Origin of the sequence: Kitasatospora sp. NPDC036755 (assembly GCF_040636595.1) — a bacterium.
Taxonomy (GTDB): Bacteria; Actinomycetota; Actinomycetes; order Streptomycetales; family Streptomycetaceae; genus Kitasatospora.
The window spans coordinates 1-3,809 of record NZ_JBEZUT010000537.1; the positions used below are offsets into that span (position 1 = coordinate 1).

A 3,809-nucleotide genomic window follows, 5' to 3' on the forward strand; every position below is an offset into this window, starting at 1 on the left:
CTACGTCGACCTGCTGCGCGACGCCGAACGACGGGCCCGGGAGGCCGAGCTGCTGGTCGCCGTCGACGCGGCCGGAGCGGGCGTGCTCGGCTGCGCCCGGGGTACTTCGCCGCGCTCAGCTACCGGGGCCCGGACGGCTCGGAGCAGAAGCTGCTGCACCGCAGCGAGCCCGGCACCCCGCACCCGGAGTGGAAGATCCTCCAGGACCTGCGCCGGCTCAACGTGCCGCCGGAGCAGGTGCTGGAGCTCTACACCGAGCTGGAGTCCTGCGACCTGCCGGGCGGCTACTGCAACCGCATGATCGCCGCGTCCTGGCCGAACGTCCGGCTGACCCACACCGCCCCGTACGGCCGGGACCACGCCTCCCGGCAGGCCGGGATGGCCGAGCTGCTCGACCACCTGGACGAGCTGCACCAGCTGGCGTCCGGCGCCCAGCGGGTCCGCCCGTTCCGGGTGCCGCCGCCGGCGCCGGGGTCGGTCCAGGCGCTGCCGCCGCTCCCGCCGCAGCAGCTCGCCCAGGAGGTCGGTGCCGCCTTCGGGCAGAACCTGTTCCGCTACGAGCAGCGCGCGGTTTCCCGCCAGGGCGTGCCCGAGCCGGTGTCCCAGACCCTGATGTGGGCGGGGCTGCCGCGCGACTTCGGGCCGTTCTTCTGGGCGCAGGCCCAGGAGGGCCGCCCGATTCCGACGCTCGCCGAGCTGGCCGCCGAGCGCGGCCTCGGCGCGGGCCCGGACTTCGGCGGGTACCTGGTGCTGGGCAACGACTACGGCCGCCAGCTGTGCGTCCAGTACGGCACCGCGCACGTGGTGGCCGTGGACGTCGAGGGAACCGGCCAGCCGCCCCGGTTCGTCAACAGCGGTGTACCGGAGTTCGTCCGCTCGCTGGCCCTGCTGGGCCGGATGTGGCGGCTGCGGTACGGGCTGACCCCGGACCAGGCCGGTCGCTGGACGACCGACTTCCAGGCCCAGCTCGCCGCGATCGACCCGGCGGCCCTGCAGAACGCGGACACGTGGTGGGCCGTGCTGCTGGAGCAGTTCTGGGACGGCCTGCTGTAGCGGACCGTCTCCGGTCCTCGCAGGTGGGAGGGGTCGTTCCGGTGTCCGGAACGACCCCTTCGGCATGTCGCCGCAGCTGTGCCTCGTTGGGGTTTCGCCCGGATCTGCGCAAAATAGGTCAAGAGGATGGGTCTACTCGACCGGTCCTCGACACATTCCGGTCCGTACGACAACGGAATCCGGCCCCGGGCTCCGAACCGGTTCCGGATCCGTCCGTTCCGTCCGATCATGGGCTCCGCAGCCCGCGAAATGAGGGGAAGAGCCCATGAGCGACGCCGTCCCCGAGTACGGCTTCACCCAGGCCCGCCGTGGCTACGCGCCCGAGCAGGTCGACCGAGCCCTCGCCGCGCTCACCGCGCAGCGCGACGAGGCGTGGGAGCGGCTGAGCGTCCTGGGCGCCGGCATCCGGCAGATGGAGGCCCGGCTGGCCGACATCCGGCGGACCGCCGAGGAGGCCCCGGATCCCGACTACCAGGTGCTCAGCGAACAGGCCGCCGGACTGGCCGCGATGGCCGAGAACGAGGCGCGCGCCGTCCGCGAGAAGGCCGAGCGCTTCGCCGAGGACCTGCGGGACGAGGTCTACGAGGCCGGGCAGGCCGCCGACCGGGCCGCCAAGGAGTACGGCGCCACGACCCGCGCCGCCGCCGACGCCGCCGCCCGCCGCACCGAGGAGCGGACCAGGGCCGAGGCCGAGGGCATCCGGGCCGACGCCGACCGGGAGAGCCGCTCCACCCGGGACTCCGCCACCGCCTACGCCGCCAAGGTGCGGGTGGCCGCCGCCGAGGCCAGCGAGCAGGCCGAGGCCGAGCTCGCCGCCCGGCGCCGCAAGGCCGACGAGACCTTTGCCGCCGCCCAGGCCAAGGCCGACGCCGAGGACGCCGAGGTCTCGGCGACCGCCGAGCGCCGGGTCAAGGAGGCGGAGCAGCACCGGGAGACCGTGCTGAACCAGATCAAGCAGCTGGAGACGGACGCCCAGGCCAAGGCCGACCAGCTGGTCGAGCAGGCCCGCCGGGAGGCCGAGAAGATCAACGCGGAGAGCGAGCGCGAGCAGCGCGAGTTCGACACCCGGCTGGACACGGTGCAGCAGCACCTGGACCACATCAAGGCCACGCTGGCCTCGCTCACCGGGGCGGCGGTCGGCCAGATCGAGCCCGAGGTGGCCGCCGCGGCTGCCGCCGCGGTCCGGGCCTCCGGGGTGGGCCGGGTCTCACGGGAGGTCGCTTCGGCGCCCGCTCCGCGGGACGCGGTCGACGACGCGGTCGCGGATGCCGTCGAGGACGTCGTCGCGGACGCCGCGCCGGTGGACTCGGAGGCGGACACCGGCGAGATCCCGGTGGCGAACCTGCGCAAGGCCCTGGCCGCCACGGCTCCGGCCGGGGACGAGGGCTCCGCGCCGGGTGCCGCCCAGGCCCCGGCCCGGGCTTCCGCCCAGGCCTCCGCGCCGGAGAAGCCGGCGCCCGTGCTGCGGACGCCGGTGGTCGGCAGCAGTGCGACCAAGGCCATCGCCGGGGCCGTGGCGACCGGCCCGGTGCCGCCGAAGCCGGCCTCGCCGCCGGCCGGGGAGACGGTCGACGGGACGGCCGCGGCCGGGGCTTCCTCCGCCGGGGACCCCTCCGCCGACGGTGCCACCGCCGAGCAGGGCTCCGGGAGGCCGACGGAGGACGAGACCCGGATCGTCCCGAAGATCATCATCGTGGACGACGGCAGCGACTACGCGACCCCCAACACGGTGAGCTACCGCCGCCGCTGACCGCGCGCGACCCCGGGTCGAGCAGGCCAAGCACCACGAAGGCCGCGCATCACGCAGGCCGCGAGCCGCGCAGGCCCCGAGTCGCGCAGGCCCCGAGTCGCCCCTCGCGGGACGGCCGGGGCCTTCGTCGTGCCGGGCGTGCCCGCCCGGGCCCCGGGAGGGGAGGCGGGAAAGCGGTCGGGTGCCGGGATAGGGCGGTGGTCGACGGGGTAGGCCCCGGAAGCGAAAGAGGCCGAGACCCGTGGCGCCCTCCAGGAAAGGGCGCCACGGTTCCCGGCGCTTGGGCGGGCGCCCCCACCCAGGGCCGCCCGGCCTCGCACCTCCGACCCCCATCGGGGGTGCGACAGTGCCCCCACAGCCATCCCCCACGGTTGGGTGCGGCGGGCACGTTCACCATGGTGCGCGATCTCCATGGACGGCCAGTGACAGGAGTATGTCCAGTTCGTGGCGGATAGCCGTGCCCGGATCGGTGCGGCTTCCGGTTGGTTCGTCCACCGGCCTGATCGGCGGTTCGTCCAGTCGTTCGTTCCCGGACGTGCCCCTGACAAAACGTGGGGGCGGCCGGGCTCCGCTCCGGCCCCCGCCCCGTCCCGGTCCGGCCCCGCCGGAGCCGTGGACCGCGTGCGCGTCCGCGCCGCGGCGTAGGCTGGAGACCCCCGGCCGCTCGGCGTGCCGGGCCGTTCGCGTTGCCCCGGCGGGCCTTCGACACCCCGGGACAGCACCAGCCACGGGACGAAGAAGAGACCGCAGATGAGCCTGACCGGACTGCTCGATGTCGTCGCGCGGGACGCGGCGATCGCCGAGGCGATCGAGGCGGCCACCGCCCCCGGCGCCGCGGCCGGCGGCCGCCGCCACCTGGACCTGGTCGGGCCGCCCGCGGCCCGCCCGTTCGCCGTCGCCGCGGTGGCCCGTGCCGGGCGGCAGCAGCGAGCCGACCAGGGCGACCGGGTCGGTGCCCGCGCCCTTCACCTGCTCGGCCGTCGGCTGCTCCCCCGGTCGGGGCTGG

At 75.6% G+C, this 3,809-nt stretch carries 3 protein-coding genes; all 3 read left to right on the top strand.

What is annotated here, in order from left to right; genetic code table 11:
* Positions 1–1,053: SUKH-4 family immunity protein (locus AB0E96_RS39450; protein ID WP_359831430.1), on the top strand; the 1,053-nt coding region annotated here is incomplete at its 5' end.
* Between the two features lie 265 nt (positions 1,054–1,318).
* Complete coding sequence (locus AB0E96_RS39455) at positions 1,319–2,803, top strand: hypothetical protein (protein ID WP_359831432.1); 1,485 nt, start codon at positions 1,319–1,321, stop codon at positions 2,801–2,803.
* Between the two features lie 750 nt (positions 2,804–3,553).
* Positions 3,554–3,809 (top strand): hypothetical protein (locus AB0E96_RS39460; RefSeq protein ID WP_359831434.1); only part of this gene is annotated, 256 nt, incomplete at its 3' end.

What these genes read in the sequence shown, in the direction of transcription:
- AB0E96_RS39455 (WP_359831432.1), top strand. Translation starts at nt 1,319, where the DNA reads ATGAGCGACGCCGTCCCCGAGTACGGCTTCACCCAGGCCCGCCGTGGC.